Here is a 14,629-nt window from a genome sequence, read left to right as displayed (position 1 = left end):
CAAGCCCTCGGGCCTGGACGGTTCACTTATTCACCCCCGTTTGCGACCCTGGTCCTATCCCCTGTAGGGAGTGGCGATGCGGCGGTTCGGTTCGGCGCTGGCGGTTTTATGTGGGCTCTCCTTGGCGATCGCCGGGATGGCTCCCGCACTGGCTCACGAGCACCCCAGCGGAATCACCGACCTGGTGACCCCCGCGGTGGTCAGGGTCGAGGCGACGGCGAAGGTCGACATCACGCTGCTCGACCACATCGGCGAGCTGGTGCACGTGGAGCGTTCCTACGAGGTGCCGATCGGCAGCGGCACCGGCACCGTGGTCAACCCCGACGGCGGCATGGTCACCCTCACCCGGGTGGTCAAGACCGACCGCGACGTCCGGATCTACGCCGCCAACAAGATCTTCGCCGCGCACCACAAGGTGAAGATCCCCGAGGACTTCGAGCGGCACACGCTCAAGGACGACCAGCTCAACCACCACCTGCAGGAGTGTTACCCGCCCAAGCAGCCTACCGCCACCTGCATCATCGACGTCACCACCGAGATCACGGTCTTCCCCAACATCGCCCCCGCCGACAAGGAGGGGTTCAAGGCCGAGGTCGTCCGCACCGGTGACAGGCCCGACAGCCCCGCGGTGCTGAGGCCCGTCGGCCGCGCCGACGGGAGCGCGGGCCTGCCCACCGCCCCGCTCGCCGCCGCGGTGCCCGCCAAGGAGGGCTCGCCGGTGGCGGTCGCGGGGTTCACCGGGCGGCCCGCCACGAACCTGCCGGAGACCGTCGACATCGCCCACCTGCGGGCGGGCGGCGCCGGAGAGGGCGGCAGGCAGTTCAAGGACCCGGAGAACAAGGCGAACGAGCCCGAGAAGCTGGGCGCCCTGGTCGACAGGGGCCTGCTCGGCGGCCCGGTGATCGAGGACAAGAAGGGCGAGGTCGTCGGCCTGCTGATCGGCGGCGGCGAGGACGCCAGGATGCTCGGCATCCGCGAGGTCACCAAGGCCCTCGCCGAGGCGGACGTCGCGCCCGCCAGAGGCCCGATCGACGCCGCCTTCGAGCAGGCGCTGACCCGCTTCCACACCCACTACTACGGTGACGCCGTCCCCGCCTTCCAGCGCGTGCTGGAGCTCTACCCGGGCCACACCGTGGCGGCCGCGCACCTGAAGACGTCGCAGGCCAAGCGCGGCACCGCCGAGGACGAGGCCACCAAGAGGGCGGCCGCCTCCACCGACCAGCCCCGGGGCACGCCCCTGTGGCCGTTCCTCGTCGGCGGCGCCCTGCTGGTGCTGGCCGTGCTGACCACCGCGATCCTGCTCTGGCGTCGCGGGTCGCAGGACCCCGAGCCCGACCCCGAGCCGGAGCCGGGCCCGGCCGCGGACACCCGGCCCCCGTTCCCGATCTCGCCGCCGATACCGATACCGGCGCCGGGGCGGACACAGCCGCGACCGGCCTTCGACGAGCAGGCCGACTCCACGGTCGTGGTCGGCCGCTCCTTCCCGGCGCTGCCCAAGATCTCCTCCACGCCCGGCCAGCCGGTGCTGGTGGCACGCGACCCGGGTCACAACACGTCCCCCGGCCACAACACGGCCCCGGGGGCCGGCACGGGGCCGGGTCCCGCGACGGGATCGGGGACGAAACCCGGCGACACGGTGGCGCAGAAATACTGCACGGGCTGCGGGATGCGGCTGGGACCCGCCCACAGCTTCTGCGGCTACTGCGGCCAGCCGACCAAGACGTGATGTCCGTGAACGACAGGGCGCTGATCGGCCGGGAAGTGGCCGGCTACCAGATCGAGGACATCATCGGCAAGGGCGGCATGGCCGTCGTCTACCTCGCGATCGACCCCAGGCTCAACCGCCGGGTGGCACTGAAGATCCTCAATCCGCTCCTCGGCGAGGACGACCGGTTCCGCCAGCGCTTCGTGCTGGAGTCGCGCACGGTCGCGAGCATCGACCACCCCAACATCATCCCGATCTACGAGGCCGACAGCGCCGACGACGGCACCCTCTACATCGCGATGCGTTACGTCGACGGCCCCGACCTGCGCAAGCTCTTCTACGACCGGGGCCTGATGCCGGTCAGCCAGGTCAGCCGGATCTTCGCCCAGGTGGCCGCCGCGCTCGACACCGCGCACGCCCACGACCTGGTCCACCGTGACGTCAAGCCCGCCAACATCCTGATCGCCGGCCACACCGAGGGCGACCACGCCTATCTCACCGACTTCGGCATCACCAAGCACCGCACCTCGATCTCCGGGCTGACCCAGACCAACCAGTTCATCGGCACCCCCCGCTACATGTCGCCCGAGCAGATCAACAAGGAGCACATCGACGGCCGCTGCGACCAGTACGGCCTGGCCTGCGTGGTCTACGAGGCGCTGTCCGGGCGGCTGCCCTTCCAGCGCGACAACGAGATCGCCCTGCTCTGGGCGCATCTCGCCGAGACCCCCACGCCGCTCACCACGCTCCGGCCCGAGCTGCCGCTTGAGGTCGACGGCGTGATGATGCGCGCCCTGGCCAAGTCGCCCGAGCAGCGCTACGACACCTGCGGCCAGTTCATCGCCGAGCTGCGCGACGCGATCAGCGGGGCCGGCCAGCCGTACCAGCTCGGCCACTCCCACCCGTCGTCGACGGCGCCGAGGGCACCGGTGCCGTCCGAGACGACCGAGGCGTCCGGCAGGCGGAAGGCGCCGAAGAAGAAGCCCGCGTCCGCGAAGGGCATCCTCATCGGCGCGGCCGTGGCGATCACGGCGATCGTCGCGCTGGTGGCGGTGCTCGCGACGTTCCTGCGCGGCGACGACACCTGGGCGGCGTACGAGGGCTCGGCCGCGGTGCCCGTCGCCTTCCAGTACCCCGGGGCCTGGACCCTGGAGCCGCACGCCGACGTGTTCGTGGCGGCCTCGCCGAAGGTGGAGCAGTTCCGCGCGCTGTTCGCCACGCCCGTCACCGCCGACTGGGCCTCGGCGAACGAGATCATCAAGGACGCCCCGCAGGACGCCACCGGCTTCTACGCGCAGACGCTCGACACCCTCGACCCGCTCGGCGGCGCCAAGCAGCTGCAGGAGACCCTGCAGTCCTCGCTTCCCGGGACGGTGAGCGTCTTCTCCCAGGTCGTCCAGGTGAGCGTGGGCGGGCGAAACGCCTCGCGCCTGCAGGGGACGATCGCCGACCCGCAGCGCGGCGGCCAGCTGGAGTTCACCGGCTGGGTCGTCGAGCGGCAGGACGAGCCCGCCCTCCTGATCTACTTCTGCGCCTCCGGCAAGTGTGACGACACGGTCGCCAACCGGTTCGTCCGGAGTGTTTCGTTCCCGGCGTCCTGACCCGTTGACTTGTGTCCCACTTGTGAGCGGCTTGTCCGGGCGTTTTGTCCTATGGGCAAGACGGTCACCAGGCTTTAGTCTCCCCGAATGGCGGTTCTCCTTCCCCTTCTTCGGTCCTCCGCGCGTGCGGGCCGTTGATCGCCCGACCCCCGGAACGAGGTGTCCAGCCGCCTGACAGGAGGAGAAGTGAACATCCGCGTCGTGATCGCCGACGACCAGGCGATGGTGCGTGCCGGGCTGAAGCTCGTGGTGGAGAGCGAGTCCGGGCTGGAGGTGGTCGGTGAGGCCCCCGACGGGATCGAGGCCCTCGCCGTGGCCCGTCGCACCAAGCCCGACATCGTGCTGATGGACATCTCGATGCCGCGCATGGACGGCCTCACCGCCGCCAGGCAGCTGCTGAGTCAGCCGGACCCGCCGAAGGTCGTGATGCTGACGACCTTCGACACCGACGAGAACCTCTACGCGGCGCTCCGCGCCGGGACCAGCGGGTTCCTGCTCAAGGTCTCGCCACCCGAGCAGCTCGTGGACGCCATCCGGGTGGTCGTCGCCGGGGACGCCCTGCTCGACCCGGCCGTCACCACCCGCGTCATCGCCTCCTTCGCCGGACGCCACGACCCCGCGCCCCCGCCGCGGCTGGCCGAGCTCACCCCGCGCGAGCTGGAGGTGCTGCGCTCCCTGGCTCGCGGCCTGACCAACGCCGAGATCGCGGGGGAGCTCTTCGTGGGGGAGGCCACGGTCAAGACCCACGTGGCCCGGGTGCTGATGAAGCTCCACCTGCGCGACCGGGCTCAGGCGGTGGTGTTCGCGTACGAGTCGGGCGTGGTCCGGCCGGGAGCGGCCGTCGGATAGTACGAGATCCACTCCTCGCGGCTCATCCGGAGCGTCTTCACCCCGACCCAGCCGAGCGCGGCCGTCGTCGCGGCCCAGAACGGCACCGTCACGGGCCCGTACTCGGTCACCATCGAGCCGATGGAGGAGAGCACGGCGACGAGCGGCACCGCCCAGTGCACGAACCCGGCCCGCCAGACCCCGATCAGCAGGACCGGCAGGCCGAAGATCGCGAAGAACAGCCACGGCATCTGGAAGCCGAACACGACGCCGGGCAGGTCCAGCATCTCGCCGAGGATCCTCTCGCCCTCCGCGGGGGTGTTGTGCCGTCCGAGCCACCACTCCACCGGGTCGATCATCAGCAGGGCCGACAGGTTGACGTAGCCGAGGACGGTCAGGGCGCCCGCGAGGTGCCCGAAGACCACGGCGCGGCGGCGCATCACGTGCAGCAGGCCGAAGACCGACAGGGCCGCCAGCAGGTAGGACCAGTGGTAGAGCACCGACTGTGTCTGGGCCAGCGCCGGGTTGACGCCGAAGCCGACCATCTCGCGCTCGTCACCCCAGGTGCCGGGGTCGATGACGACGGCGACGAGCTGGAGCAGCGGGGCGACGACGAGCAACGTGCCGGAGGCGATACGCCGGAAGTCGGCGGAGTCCTTGAACATGGTTCTCCCTGCCTGTGTCTGTCGGCCGGGGGCCGTGGCGGTCCGTTAGCCAGGAAGGTAGGCGGCGGCGCTCCGCCGGGTCGTCCGTCGCGGGGCTGACCCGGGATCCTCCTCGTGGGGTAAGAGATGCTCGCCACGAGCCGGTCGAGGGGTGAGACGGGCGCCTCGGTGAAAGGGGGTGAGACGGGTGCCTCGGCGAGCAGGTGAACAGGCGAACAGGTGAACAGGTGAACAGGTGAACAGGTCCTCGGCCTGGACCGGCCGAAGCGAGGGCGAGGTGGCCGCCGAGCGGCGTCTCCTGTCCAGGTCACGCCACCCGTCCAGGGAACGGTGACACGATAGCCGCCGTCAGCGGGCGGCGGGATCCGAGGTGGCGAACGCCCGCCGGCCGTGGACGAGGAACTCGCGTACCGCGGGACCGTGCGTGTTCCTCCAGGTCAACGCCAGCCTGGTGGGCGCCTCGACGTCGTCGATGACGCGGGCGGTGAGCCGGTCGCGGTAGTGCGCGGCCATCGACTCGCTGAGGATGGCGACGCCGAGCCCCCGGACGGCGAGGGCGGCGATGGCGTCCGCGGCGCCGGCCTGGAGCGCGATCACCGGCCGGAGTCCCCGCGCCGCGCAGGCCTGGTCGAACGTCGTGCGCAGGCCGGTCCCGGGTGGCATGCACACGATCGGGTACGCGTCCAGCTCGCGCAGTGTGATCCGCCGCAGGTCCGCCAGGGGGTGCCCGGCCGGTACCGCCGCGACGAGCCGTTCACTGACGATCGTCATCGCGTCCAGCCCGTCCGGGGTGGCGGTCGCCGTCCCGACGAGGGCCAGGTCGATCGTGTCGGCGCGGACGCCTTCCACGAGCCGGTCGGAGTTGTCCTCAAGCAGCGAGATCTCCACCCCGGGATGCGCCCGGTGGAACGCGGCGAGGGCGTCGAACAGCGGTGTGACGGTGCAGCCGACGACCATGCCGACGGCGAGCCGGCCCCGGACCAGGCCGGTGACCTCGCCCACCGCCCGGCCGACCGCCGCGGCGGCGGCGAGCGTGGCACGGGCGTGTTCGAGCGCGGCCTTGCCCGCGACGGTGAGGGTGGCGGCCCGCGCCGACCGGTCGAACAACTCGGCGCCGAGCTCACGTTCCAGCTGCCGGATCTGGGCGCTGACGCCGGACTGGCTGATGTGCACCCGCTCGGCCGCCCGGGTGAAGTTGCGCTCCTCGGCGACCGCGACGAAGTATTCCAGCTGCCGTAATTCCATGACTGCGGATTCTAGTTCCCATCAGAACAAGCTGTTGGACTTCTGGACCGGCCCGGCGCCACCCTGGAAGGGACCCCGGAAACCAGCCGTGGAAGGAACACCATGTACGAGAAGGCCATGCGCCCCGAAGAGATCACCCGTCTGTTCGTCGAGCGGTCCAACGCCGGCGACGCGGCGGGAGTCGCCGCGCTCTACGAGGAGGACGCGGTGCTGGCCTACCCGCCGGGCGACCGGACGGTGGGCCGGGAGGCGATCCGCGTGCTGTGGGAGAAGGTGCTGTCCAACCGCCCCCGCTTCGAGTACGAGGACCCGCTGCCGACCCTGGTCAGCGGCGACATCGCCCTCACGTCTACCCCGCCCCGGGACGGCGCCGGCGCCCGCGCCCAGGTCGTCCGCCGCCAGCCCGACGGAAGCTGGCTGCGCCTGCTCGACCAGCCCGAATTCGTGCCCGTCACCCGGGAGCCCTGAGAGCCTGTCCGCCGTCCGCTCGCCGTCCGCTCGCCGTCCGCTCGCCGTCTGTGATGCCCTCAGCACTCGCCCATCGCGGCACGCGTCTGCGACGGCGACATGGGCGGGACGGGCAGGGGGCGGGCCGCGGTGGCACGCAGGCCGTCGAGGGTGAGGGCGAGGTGCCGCCGCCAGACGCCGGGAGCGACGCGGAACGTCGCGCGTACGGTCGCCGCGACCCCCCAGATCACGAACGCCATGTCGTCGAGCGTGACGTCGTCCCGCAGGTCGCCCGACTCCTGGGCGCGCTCGACGATCCGGCGCATCAGCGCGTACCCCGTGTCGGTGCCGGCCGTGGCGCCGCGTACGGCGAGGTCGTTGTAGCCGAGGTCGGTGGCCTGCAACTCGCACACGCCGGTGACGAACGCGACGAACCCCTCCCAGGCGTCGTCCGTCGCGAGCGCGTCCGCGGCCAGGCCGGCGACCGTCGCCACCCGGTCCTCGAACACCGCCGCCACCAGCTCGGCGCGGGTCGGGAAGCGGTTGTACAGCGTCCCGACGCTCACTCCCGCCGTGCGGGCGATCTCTTCGAGCGGCACGTCGAGCCCCCGGTCGGCGAAGAGCCGCCTGGCCGCCAGGAGGAGGCGCTCGCGGTTGTGGAGGGCGTCCTTGCGCATACGGGAATCCTCGCTTAAGTTGAGGAATATCTCAACTTGAGGAGGATCTCAACTTATGCGGCGGACCATCGTGATCACCGGCGGCACGAGCGGCATCGGCAAGGCCCTCGCCCGGCACCACGCCGGGCGGGGCGATCTGGTCATCGCCGTGGGCAGCGGTGAGGCGGGCGGCGAGCGCCTGCGGGAGGACGTGCCCTCGGCGCGCTTCGTCCGGGCCGACCTCGGCTCCATCCGGCAGACCCACGCCCTGATCGAGCGGCTCCGCGCCGACCACCCGGTGATCGACGCGCTGGTGCTCGGCGCCTTCAGGTACAACCCGGCGAGGATCGAGACCGAGGAGGGGTTCGAGCACACCTTCGCCCTGTACGTGATCAACCGCTGGCTGATGGCCGAGGGGCTGCGCGACTCCCTGGAGAGGGCTCCGGCGCCCGTGATCATCAACCTGTGCGGCGTCGGGGGCGTCCGCGCGGGAGGGATCCACTGGGACGACCCGCAGCTGACCAGGGGCTATCGGCCCTTCAGGGCGACCATGCAGGGCGCCAGGGGCGGGGAGCTGCTGGCCTCGACCTACAACGGCGGGCGGACGCGCTACGTCCTCTACAACCCGCTGTTCGTGGCGACCGGCCTGTTCGAACCCTTCCGGCAGCCGGTACGCGGTCTCGTACGGGTGATGTCGGCGCTGTTCGCCCAGCCGGTGGCGAGAGCCGTGCCGCCGATCGCCGCGCTCGTCGACCGGCCCCCGGCCGGGCCGCTCACCGCCTACCGCAAGGGCAGGCCCATCGCGTTCGCCGCCGACCGCGAGCAGGCGCTGAGGTTCGAGAAGGCCGTGCGTGCGATGGTGGCGCCGTTCTCAGGGTGATTCTCCGGGTGGTCGCCTTCGGCCGACCGTCCCCCGCCGATCGTCACCGGATGATCGGCAGTGTGCTGGACGGGCGGGTGGTCGCGGCGGGCCCTTCGCCCGGCGGTGTGCCGGCCGGGCGGTCCCGGCAGGCCCCGCGTTCCCGGGCCTGCCGGCACCCGTCGTCCGCCGGCCGGACGTGCGCTCAGCCCGCGCCGGGGACGGTGACGCCCCGCTCCTTGAAGTCGTAGCCGTTCTTCACGGCGTTCTGCCGCAGGCTGTCGAAGGAGCTCTTGCTGGCCTGAAGGTCGGCCTCGGTGGCGGTGCCGCTCTTCAGCTTGTCGGTCAGGTTGCTGAAGCTGTCGGCGACCACCTTGACGCCCTTGCACATCGTCGGGTTGGCCAGGGCGAAGCGCCTGGCGACCTTCAGCTCGTGAAGGGTGAAGAGGCCGGCCACGGCGGCCTTCGCGAAGGTCCGCTTCCGCTTCTCCGCTCCGGCCTTGAACCCGCCGCTCTGCAGCGGTTTGTAGATGTAGCGGTAGAAGGCCCCCAGTGCGAGACCCGCGTGCAGCGCGAAGCGGGTCTTGGCGAACCTCTTGCTGTTGGCGCCGACCGGGCACTCCTCCGCGGTGTACTCCTCGGCGTCCATCGAGAGATCGGCCCCGGGCGGGGCGCCCGCGGCGGGCGGGACGGCCGCGGGTGGCGCTGTCGTGGCCACGACGGCCTCGGGTCTCACCGCGGTCGGCCTGTCGCCACCGCAGCCGCCGATCAGTGTCACGGCCAGCAGTGCCGCTGCCGGGACGGCAACGGATCGGGCAATCCGTACAGACATCTTCCCCCCTGGATGACGGTTACGGCGTCGCCTTTCGCCCTCTTTGTACCCTTTGCGGTTGCTTCGACACGTTCTGTGAAGCGGGTGGCCTCCGCGATAGGGCCATGGGGGCCTGGGGTTCGTTCGGCGGGCGGTGCCGAGCCGATCCGTCCACCGCGTCGCGTTCTCGCGGGGTGCGGCGCCCCGGTGTCTCGACGTCAAGTAATCGGCTGTTTACTTATGGTCGTTTTGGACGCGAAAAAACAGGGTGCAGATTTACTTTTTTCGACTAACCTCACCAATGCCCTTATGTCGCTCTTAATACGGACATAGCCCTCTTTGGCACTCCGTATGCGGCGTATCTGGCTCCCCTCGTACGAAAGGCACCTGGTGCGGTACCGTCTCGCCCCCATTGCGGTGGCTGCTGTTGTTTCCCTTCCGTTCATTTCCTTTTCCGCTCCCGTACAGGCTCAGGTCAAGCCGTGCCACGGCACCGGCACGGACAGCGCGGTCCAGACTCCCGTCGTGATCGACCGTTCGGCGGCGTGCCCGGGCACCGGGTCCGCGCTCGCCATCCACTATCCGCACAGTGTCGACGGGACGCTCCTGTTCCAGGACAAGCCTCCGCTGGAGGAGGCGAGCGAGCACGACGACGTCAGGTTCGTCATCGGCACCGGCGGTTCCCAGCCGTACATCACCTACGGCGGCCAGCGCTACAACCTGAACAACGTGCACTTCCACGGCCACGCCGAGCACAAGTTCGCCGGCCAGCCCTTCGCCCCGCTTGAGGCCCACTTCGTCCACGAGCGGGCGACCGGGCCGAAGGGCTACGTGGTCTTCTCGGTCCTCGTCGACGCCAAGGCCTTCCAGGGCCTGTCGCAGCACGACCGCCTGATCAAGTCGCCCCCCGCTCTCGGCGAGTCCAAGAGCGTCCACGGCGTCGACCTCAAGGCCCTGCTGCCCGAGAGCCACGCCACCTACCGCTACACCGGCTCCCTCACGACGCCGGACGAGACCGGCTCCTACTTCCAGCCGGTCAACTGGGTCGTCTTCAACCAGCACGCGAAGGCGCACCAGAACAACATCCAGTCCTACAGGTCCCTGTGGGGCCCGGAGGGCAACCACCGGGAACTCCAGGAGAACGCCGTGGAGCCCAACTTCTACTCGTACCACTGACACCGCGCGGTTCCGGGCTCACCCGGTTCCGTGACCGTGTGACGACCGCGCCGACCGGGGTACGCCTCGGCCGGCGCGGTCGTTTCACGCGTTCGGGGGGATTTCTTTGATACGGGAATCCCGGCGAAGCGGGCGCCCGCGCTGCCCGCCACGGCACCGATCGCGGCGATCGCCAAGTCCGCGATATCCATGCGATCAGGCTATGACGCGAAGTGTTTCCATGGCCGGGAGTCGCGGTGAGTGGTCAACCATCCGTAAACGGAGGAATGCGCCGACATCAAGTTCGTGGGGCACGTGAGCGAACCGGCGGCGGAGAAGTACGACGTTTTTCATCATGCACGCCCAGGCCGACCCGGAACGGGCGAAGTGGGTGTCGGCACGGCTGCCGGAGGACGGGTTCCGGGCCGCGCCGGAGGACTGCCTGCCCGGGGACATCGTCGTGCGCGGCCCGCTCGTCCGTACCGTACTCCGGACACCCGAGATCGGTATCGACCCGCGCCGGCTCGCCCAGCCCTCCACCTGACTCCCCGCCCGCGGGGTCTCGATCTTTTAACCTCCTCGACCCATAAGGGATGCGTCAAAACGGGCATAGGTTGTGTATATTTTCCGTTAACCACTCTCATCTGAAGGAGGATTTATCGTGTCAGCTTTCCCACGCGTACTGTTCGACGAGGCACACAGCGAGTCGTGGACCATCCGGCGGGAGGTGGCCGAGACGATGAATCCCGGGCATCCCGACGACAGCAGCTACGCCCGCGCGGCCGGGCTGTTGCGCGGGCTGGGGCACTCCGTGGACGCGCACGTCGAGGGGCCGCTCACCCCGGGGCTGCTGAGCGCGAGGGACGTGCTGGTGATCGCGCACCCCTCCGGTGACCGCTGGGAGCACACCACCGGGCTGGGCAGCCCGGTCCTCCCCGTCGAGGAGCTCGACGCGATCGAGGAGTACGTCCGCGACGGCGGCGGGCTGGTCGTGCTGGCCGAGTACGAGCAGGAGAAGTACGGCAGCAACCTCGGCGAGCTGCTCGCGCGCTTCGGCGTGGGCGTCGAGCACACCCTCGTCCGGGACCCCGGGAGCGCCCACAACGGCGTGGCCTCCTGGGTCCTGGGCACCCCTCAAAACACCCCGCAGAACGGGCAGGACCTGCTCGCCGGGGCCCGGCGGGCCTGTTTCTACCGGTCGGGTGTGCTCACCGCCCCCGATCACGCGGCCGTCCTGTTCGCCACCTCGCCCACCGCGACCCCCGCGAACCGCCCGCTGGCGGTGGCCGTACGGCACGGCGAGGGCCGCGTCGTGGTGGTCGCCGACTCCGACCTGTTCGGTGACGACTCGATCGCCGACTACGACCACGCCGTGCTCTGGGGCAACCTCGTCACCTGGGCCGCCCGCGTCCCGGCCCCGGCCGTCAGGATCACGGGGGAGTCCGAGGGCCGCGCCGAGTTCCAAAAGCTCAAGGACGCAGTCGAGGCGCTCAAGCCGCTGCAGGTCAAGGACGGCTCGGTCCCGGAGGAGAGCGACAAACCGCGGGCCGCCGAGCTGGTCTCCGCGATCGCCGGGCACGTCGAGCGGCTCGCGCCGCGCTTCCCGCACGACGCCGCCTACCTGGCCGCCGTCGTCGCCGACCTCCGCAAGTGGGCCGATCAGGGACTGGGCGTCCCCGACTTCCTCGACGCGCTCGACGCCTTCCACCCCGACACCCAGCGGGTGGACGGGCTGGAGCACCTGGTCGTCTTCCCGATGTACACCCAGAACGGCACCACCTTCCGCCACATCGAGGCCGTGTGGATCCGGACGATCTGGCCCGGGTGGCTGGCCGAGCTGGAGCGGAACGGCTACGACAACCCGATGTTCGTGCCGATCGCCTTCGAGGACTTCACCTCCGGCTACGACACCAACTCCGCGGTGCTCTTCCCCGAGACCGTCGCGGTCCGCGAGACCCCGGCCCGCTTCACCTGGGGCGGGATCTTCGCCGACCGGGAGGCCGCGAGGTTCCGGGCGGTGAGCGGGGCCGCCGCGGCCACGCTGAAGCTCGCGCTGCCGCCGGACGCGGCCAGGCTGATCGCGTCGCAGGAGCTGGCCCAGGACACCTTCGTGCTCTGGGACCTGATCCACGACCGTACCCACAGCCACGGCGACCTGCCGTTCGACCCGTTCATGATCAAGCAGCGCATGCCGTACTGGCTCTACTCCCTGGAGGAGCTCCGCTGCGACCTGACCGCGTTCGGGGAGGCCGTGAAGCTGGAGAGGGAGGGTGTATCGCACGCCCGTTACGTCCAGCTGGCGATCCTGTTCGACCGGCTGTTCCGCTTCCCGATCACCGGTGACCGGGTCCGCAACTACGACGGCCTGGGCGGGCAGCTGCTCTTCTCGTACCTGCACCGCAACGACGTCGTCCGGTGGACCGACAACCGGCTGAGCGTCGACTGGGAGCGGCTCGCCGGGGGGGTCGCGGACCTGCGGGGCGAGGTCGAGAAGCTCTACCGGGACGGCATCGACCGCTCCAAGCTCGCCCACTGGCTCGCCGCCCACCAGCTCGTCGCCGCCTACGTCCAGCCGAACCCCGCCTCGGTCTGGGCCCACGGGGTCGGCGCCCTGCCCGTGGAGGATCCTCGGGGGTCCGGGGGCCGCCCCCCGGCCGGCAACAGCCTCAAGGCGGTGGTGGACGCGGTGCTGCCCGACGAGTTCCCCCTGAGCATGTTCTACGAGGCCCTGCGCCGTAAGCTCGGCGATGTCGTCGACTCCACGAAGGGCATCCGAGCATGATCATCCTTGTCACCGGCGCGGGCGGGCCCGCGGGCCGGGCCGTCGTCCGCAGGTTCACCGGCGAGGGCCACACGGTGATCGGTGTCGACAGGAGCGGCGCCGAGGGGTGCCTCGCGGTCGACCTGCTCGACACCGACGCCGTCGCGAGGCTCGCGGAGGACGTGCGGGCCGAGCACGGCAGGGTGGACGGGATCGTCCACCTGGTCGGCGGCTGGCGCGGGTCCAAGACCTTCGCCGAGACGTCGCTGGACGACTGGGCGCTCCTGCACGACCTGCTGGTCCGTACCCTCCAGCACGTCACGCTCGCCTTCGAGCCGCTGCTCAAGGCGAGCGAGCGCGGCCGGTTCGCCATCGTCTCCGCGAAGGCGGCCGAGCGTCCCACCCAGGGCAACGCGGCGTACGGCACGGCCAAGGCCGCCTCGGAGGCGTGGACCCTCGCCTTCGCCGACGCCCTGGAGGGCACCGCCTCCACCGCGAACATCCTGGTCGTGAAGGCGCTCGTGCACGAGGACATGCGCGCGGCGAGCCCCGAGCGGACGTTCCCCGGCTTCACCGACGTCGACGACCTCGCCGAGGCGATCGACGACCTGTGGAGGACCGACGCCAACGGCACCCGGATCGACCTCACCACCGACAAGAAGGAGGAGGGGAGGACCGCGTGACGGACGCCATCCGCAGGCACGACCCGCTGACGAAGGGCTTCGCCAGCGACAACTACGCCGGGGTCCACCCGGAGATCCTCCAGGCGATCGCGCTCGCCAACGGGGGCCACCAGACCTCGTACGGCGACGACGTCTACACCGAAGCGCTCCAGGAGGTCTTCAAGCGGCACTTCGGCCCCGCCGCGCAGGCGTGGCCGATGTTCAACGGCACCGGCGCCAACGTGGTCGCGCTCCGCTCGATGACCGCCCACTGGGAGGCGGTGGTCTGCGCGGAGTCGGCGCACATCCACACCGACGAGGGCGGCGCCCCCGAGCGGTCGGCCGGGCTCAAGCTGCTGCCGGTCGCCACCCCCGACGGCAAGCTCACGCCCGAGCTGATCGACAGGCAGGCGTGGGGCTTCGGCGACGAGCACCGGGCACAGCCCAAGGTCGTGTCGATCACCCAGACCACCGAGCTGGGCACGCTCTACACGCCGGAGGAGATCGGGGCGATCTGCGATCACGCCCACGAGCTCGGCATGGTCGTCCACCTCGACGGCGCCCGCGCGACCAACGCCGCCGCCGCGCTGGACGTGCCGCTGCGCGCGTTCACCACCGACGTGGGCGTGGACGTGCTGTCCTTCGGCGGTACGAAGGCCGGACTGATGTTCGGCGAGGCCGTCGTGGTGCTCAACCCCGGCGCCGTGCGCGGCCTGCGCTACCTGCGCAAGAGCGCCATGCAGCTCGCCTCCAAGATGCGGTTCGTCTCGGTGCAGTTCGAGGCGCTGCTCGCGGGCGACCTGTGGCTGCGCAACGCCCGCAACGCCAACGCGATGGCCCGGCGGCTCGCCGACGCCGTGCGGGACGTGCCCGGGGTGGAGATCCCGCGCCCGGTGCAGGCCAACGCGGTCTTCGCGATCCTGCCCGGGGACGTGACCGAGCGCCTGCAGAAGCGCTTCCGGTTCTACACCTGGAACGAGGCGACCGGTGAGGTCCGCTGGATGACCGCGTTCGACACCACCGAGGCCGACGTGGACGCCTTTGCCGCCGCGGTGGCGCGGGAGTTACACTCACCGGCATGAGCAAGCACGGTCTGGGTCTGTGGCGGGCCGCCGAGAGGCGGATCCGCTAGCCAGTCCCGACTGCGCACCAAACGGCCGCCGTTCACCGGCGGTCGTTTTCGTTTCTCCGGAGTGTTCCGGGGACGTCCCGGTACGACCGGCGGGCGGCGGTC

The 14,629-nt window shown here is 70.7% G+C and carries 14 protein-coding genes; 10 read left to right on the top strand and 4 right to left on the bottom strand.

Features of this window, described 5'->3' with window-relative positions:
* Window positions 1-136 precede the first annotated feature (136 nt).
* From ACSC1Q_RS03525 to ACSC1Q_RS03515, 3 genes are all read left to right on the top strand, one after another.
* Window positions 137-1,726, top strand: a complete 1,590-nt coding sequence (locus ACSC1Q_RS03525; protein ID WP_436757157.1) for a hypothetical protein — start codon at window positions 137-139, stop codon at window positions 1,724-1,726.
* Entirely contained in the window at window positions 1,726-3,306 is a 1,581-nt protein-coding gene (locus ACSC1Q_RS03520; RefSeq protein ID WP_436757156.1) for a serine/threonine protein kinase, read from the top strand. The genes ACSC1Q_RS03525 and ACSC1Q_RS03520 overlap by 1 nt, the downstream gene beginning before the upstream one ends.
* A 186-nt stretch (window positions 3,307-3,492) precedes the next feature.
* The gene (locus tag ACSC1Q_RS03515) at window positions 3,493-4,155 is read left to right on the top strand and encodes a response regulator (RefSeq protein ID WP_436757155.1); all 663 of its coding nucleotides are present in this window, start codon (window positions 3,493-3,495) and stop codon (window positions 4,153-4,155) included.
* Here ACSC1Q_RS03515 and ACSC1Q_RS03510 read toward each other — a convergent pair.
* Together ACSC1Q_RS03510 and ACSC1Q_RS03505 are read right to left on the bottom strand one after the other, a co-directional pair.
* Window positions 4,095-4,799, bottom strand: a complete 705-nt coding sequence (locus tag ACSC1Q_RS03510; RefSeq protein WP_436757154.1) for a hypothetical protein — start codon at window positions 4,797-4,799, stop codon at window positions 4,095-4,097. The two genes, ACSC1Q_RS03515 and ACSC1Q_RS03510, sit on opposite strands and share 61 nt — an antisense overlap.
* A 348-nt stretch (window positions 4,800-5,147) precedes the next feature.
* Window positions 5,148-6,044 carry a LysR family transcriptional regulator gene (locus tag ACSC1Q_RS03505; protein ID WP_436757153.1) on the bottom strand — a complete coding sequence of 299 codons (897 nt, stop codon included), beginning with the start codon at window positions 6,042-6,044 and terminating at the stop codon, window positions 5,148-5,150.
* A gap of 102 nt (window positions 6,045-6,146) precedes the next feature.
* On the opposite strand from ACSC1Q_RS03505, the gene ACSC1Q_RS03500 reads away from it, so the two are divergent.
* Window positions 6,147-6,512: a YybH family protein gene (locus ACSC1Q_RS03500; RefSeq protein WP_436757152.1), complete on the top strand. Its 366-nt coding sequence runs from the start codon at window positions 6,147-6,149 to the stop codon at window positions 6,510-6,512.
* Window positions 6,513-6,571: 59 nt separating this feature from the next.
* Here ACSC1Q_RS03500 and ACSC1Q_RS03495 read toward each other — a convergent pair whose 3' ends face one another.
* Complete coding sequence (locus tag ACSC1Q_RS03495; protein ID WP_436757151.1) at window positions 6,572-7,168, bottom strand: TetR/AcrR family transcriptional regulator; 597 nt, start codon at window positions 7,166-7,168, stop codon at window positions 6,572-6,574.
* Window positions 7,169-7,223: 55 nt separating this feature from the next.
* Between ACSC1Q_RS03495 and ACSC1Q_RS03490 the strand changes: the two genes are divergently transcribed.
* Window positions 7,224-8,027, top strand: a complete 804-nt coding sequence (locus tag ACSC1Q_RS03490) for an SDR family NAD(P)-dependent oxidoreductase (protein ID WP_436757150.1) — start codon at window positions 7,224-7,226, stop codon at window positions 8,025-8,027.
* Window positions 8,028-8,211: 184 nt separating this feature from the next.
* Here the strand turns inward: ACSC1Q_RS03490 and ACSC1Q_RS03485 are convergent, their stop codons facing one another.
* The gene (locus ACSC1Q_RS03485; protein ID WP_436757149.1) at window positions 8,212-8,838 is read right to left on the bottom strand and encodes a hypothetical protein; all 627 of its coding nucleotides are present in this window, start codon (window positions 8,836-8,838) and stop codon (window positions 8,212-8,214) included.
* Window positions 8,839-9,342: 504 nt separating this feature from the next.
* Here ACSC1Q_RS03485 and ACSC1Q_RS03480 point away from each other — a divergent pair.
* The 5 genes from ACSC1Q_RS03480 to ACSC1Q_RS03460 all read left to right on the top strand — a co-directional run bounded on the left by ACSC1Q_RS03480 (window position 9,343) and on the right by ACSC1Q_RS03460 (window position 14,477).
* Entirely contained in the window at window positions 9,343-9,993 is a 651-nt protein-coding gene (locus ACSC1Q_RS03480) for a carbonic anhydrase family protein (protein ID WP_436757148.1), read from the top strand.
* Between the two features lie 334 nt (window positions 9,994-10,327).
* The gene (locus tag ACSC1Q_RS03475) at window positions 10,328-10,516 is read left to right on the top strand and encodes a hypothetical protein (protein ID WP_436757147.1); all 189 of its coding nucleotides are present in this window, start codon (window positions 10,328-10,330) and stop codon (window positions 10,514-10,516) included.
* 117 nt (window positions 10,517-10,633) lie between these two features.
* Window positions 10,634-12,754, top strand: coding sequence for a DUF6421 family protein (locus tag ACSC1Q_RS03470; protein ID WP_436757146.1), 2,121 nt, complete (start codon window positions 10,634-10,636; stop codon window positions 12,752-12,754).
* Entirely contained in the window at window positions 12,751-13,416 is a 666-nt protein-coding gene (locus ACSC1Q_RS03465; RefSeq protein WP_436757145.1) for an SDR family NAD(P)-dependent oxidoreductase, read from the top strand. The genes ACSC1Q_RS03470 and ACSC1Q_RS03465 overlap by 4 nt, the downstream gene beginning before the upstream one ends.
* The gene (locus ACSC1Q_RS03460; protein WP_436757144.1) at window positions 13,413-14,477 is read left to right on the top strand and encodes a threonine aldolase family protein; all 1,065 of its coding nucleotides are present in this window, start codon (window positions 13,413-13,415) and stop codon (window positions 14,475-14,477) included. Before ACSC1Q_RS03465 ends, ACSC1Q_RS03460 begins: the two co-directional genes overlap by 4 nt.
* The last annotated feature ends 152 nt before the right edge of the window (window positions 14,478-14,629 follow it).

This window comes from Streptosporangium heterodermiicola, assembly GCF_051390675.1.
Classification (GTDB): domain Bacteria; phylum Actinomycetota; class Actinomycetes; order Streptosporangiales; family Streptosporangiaceae; genus Streptosporangium.
The sequence above is the reverse complement of the archived record's forward strand: the minus strand, read 5'-3'. Positions and strand labels throughout refer to the sequence as shown.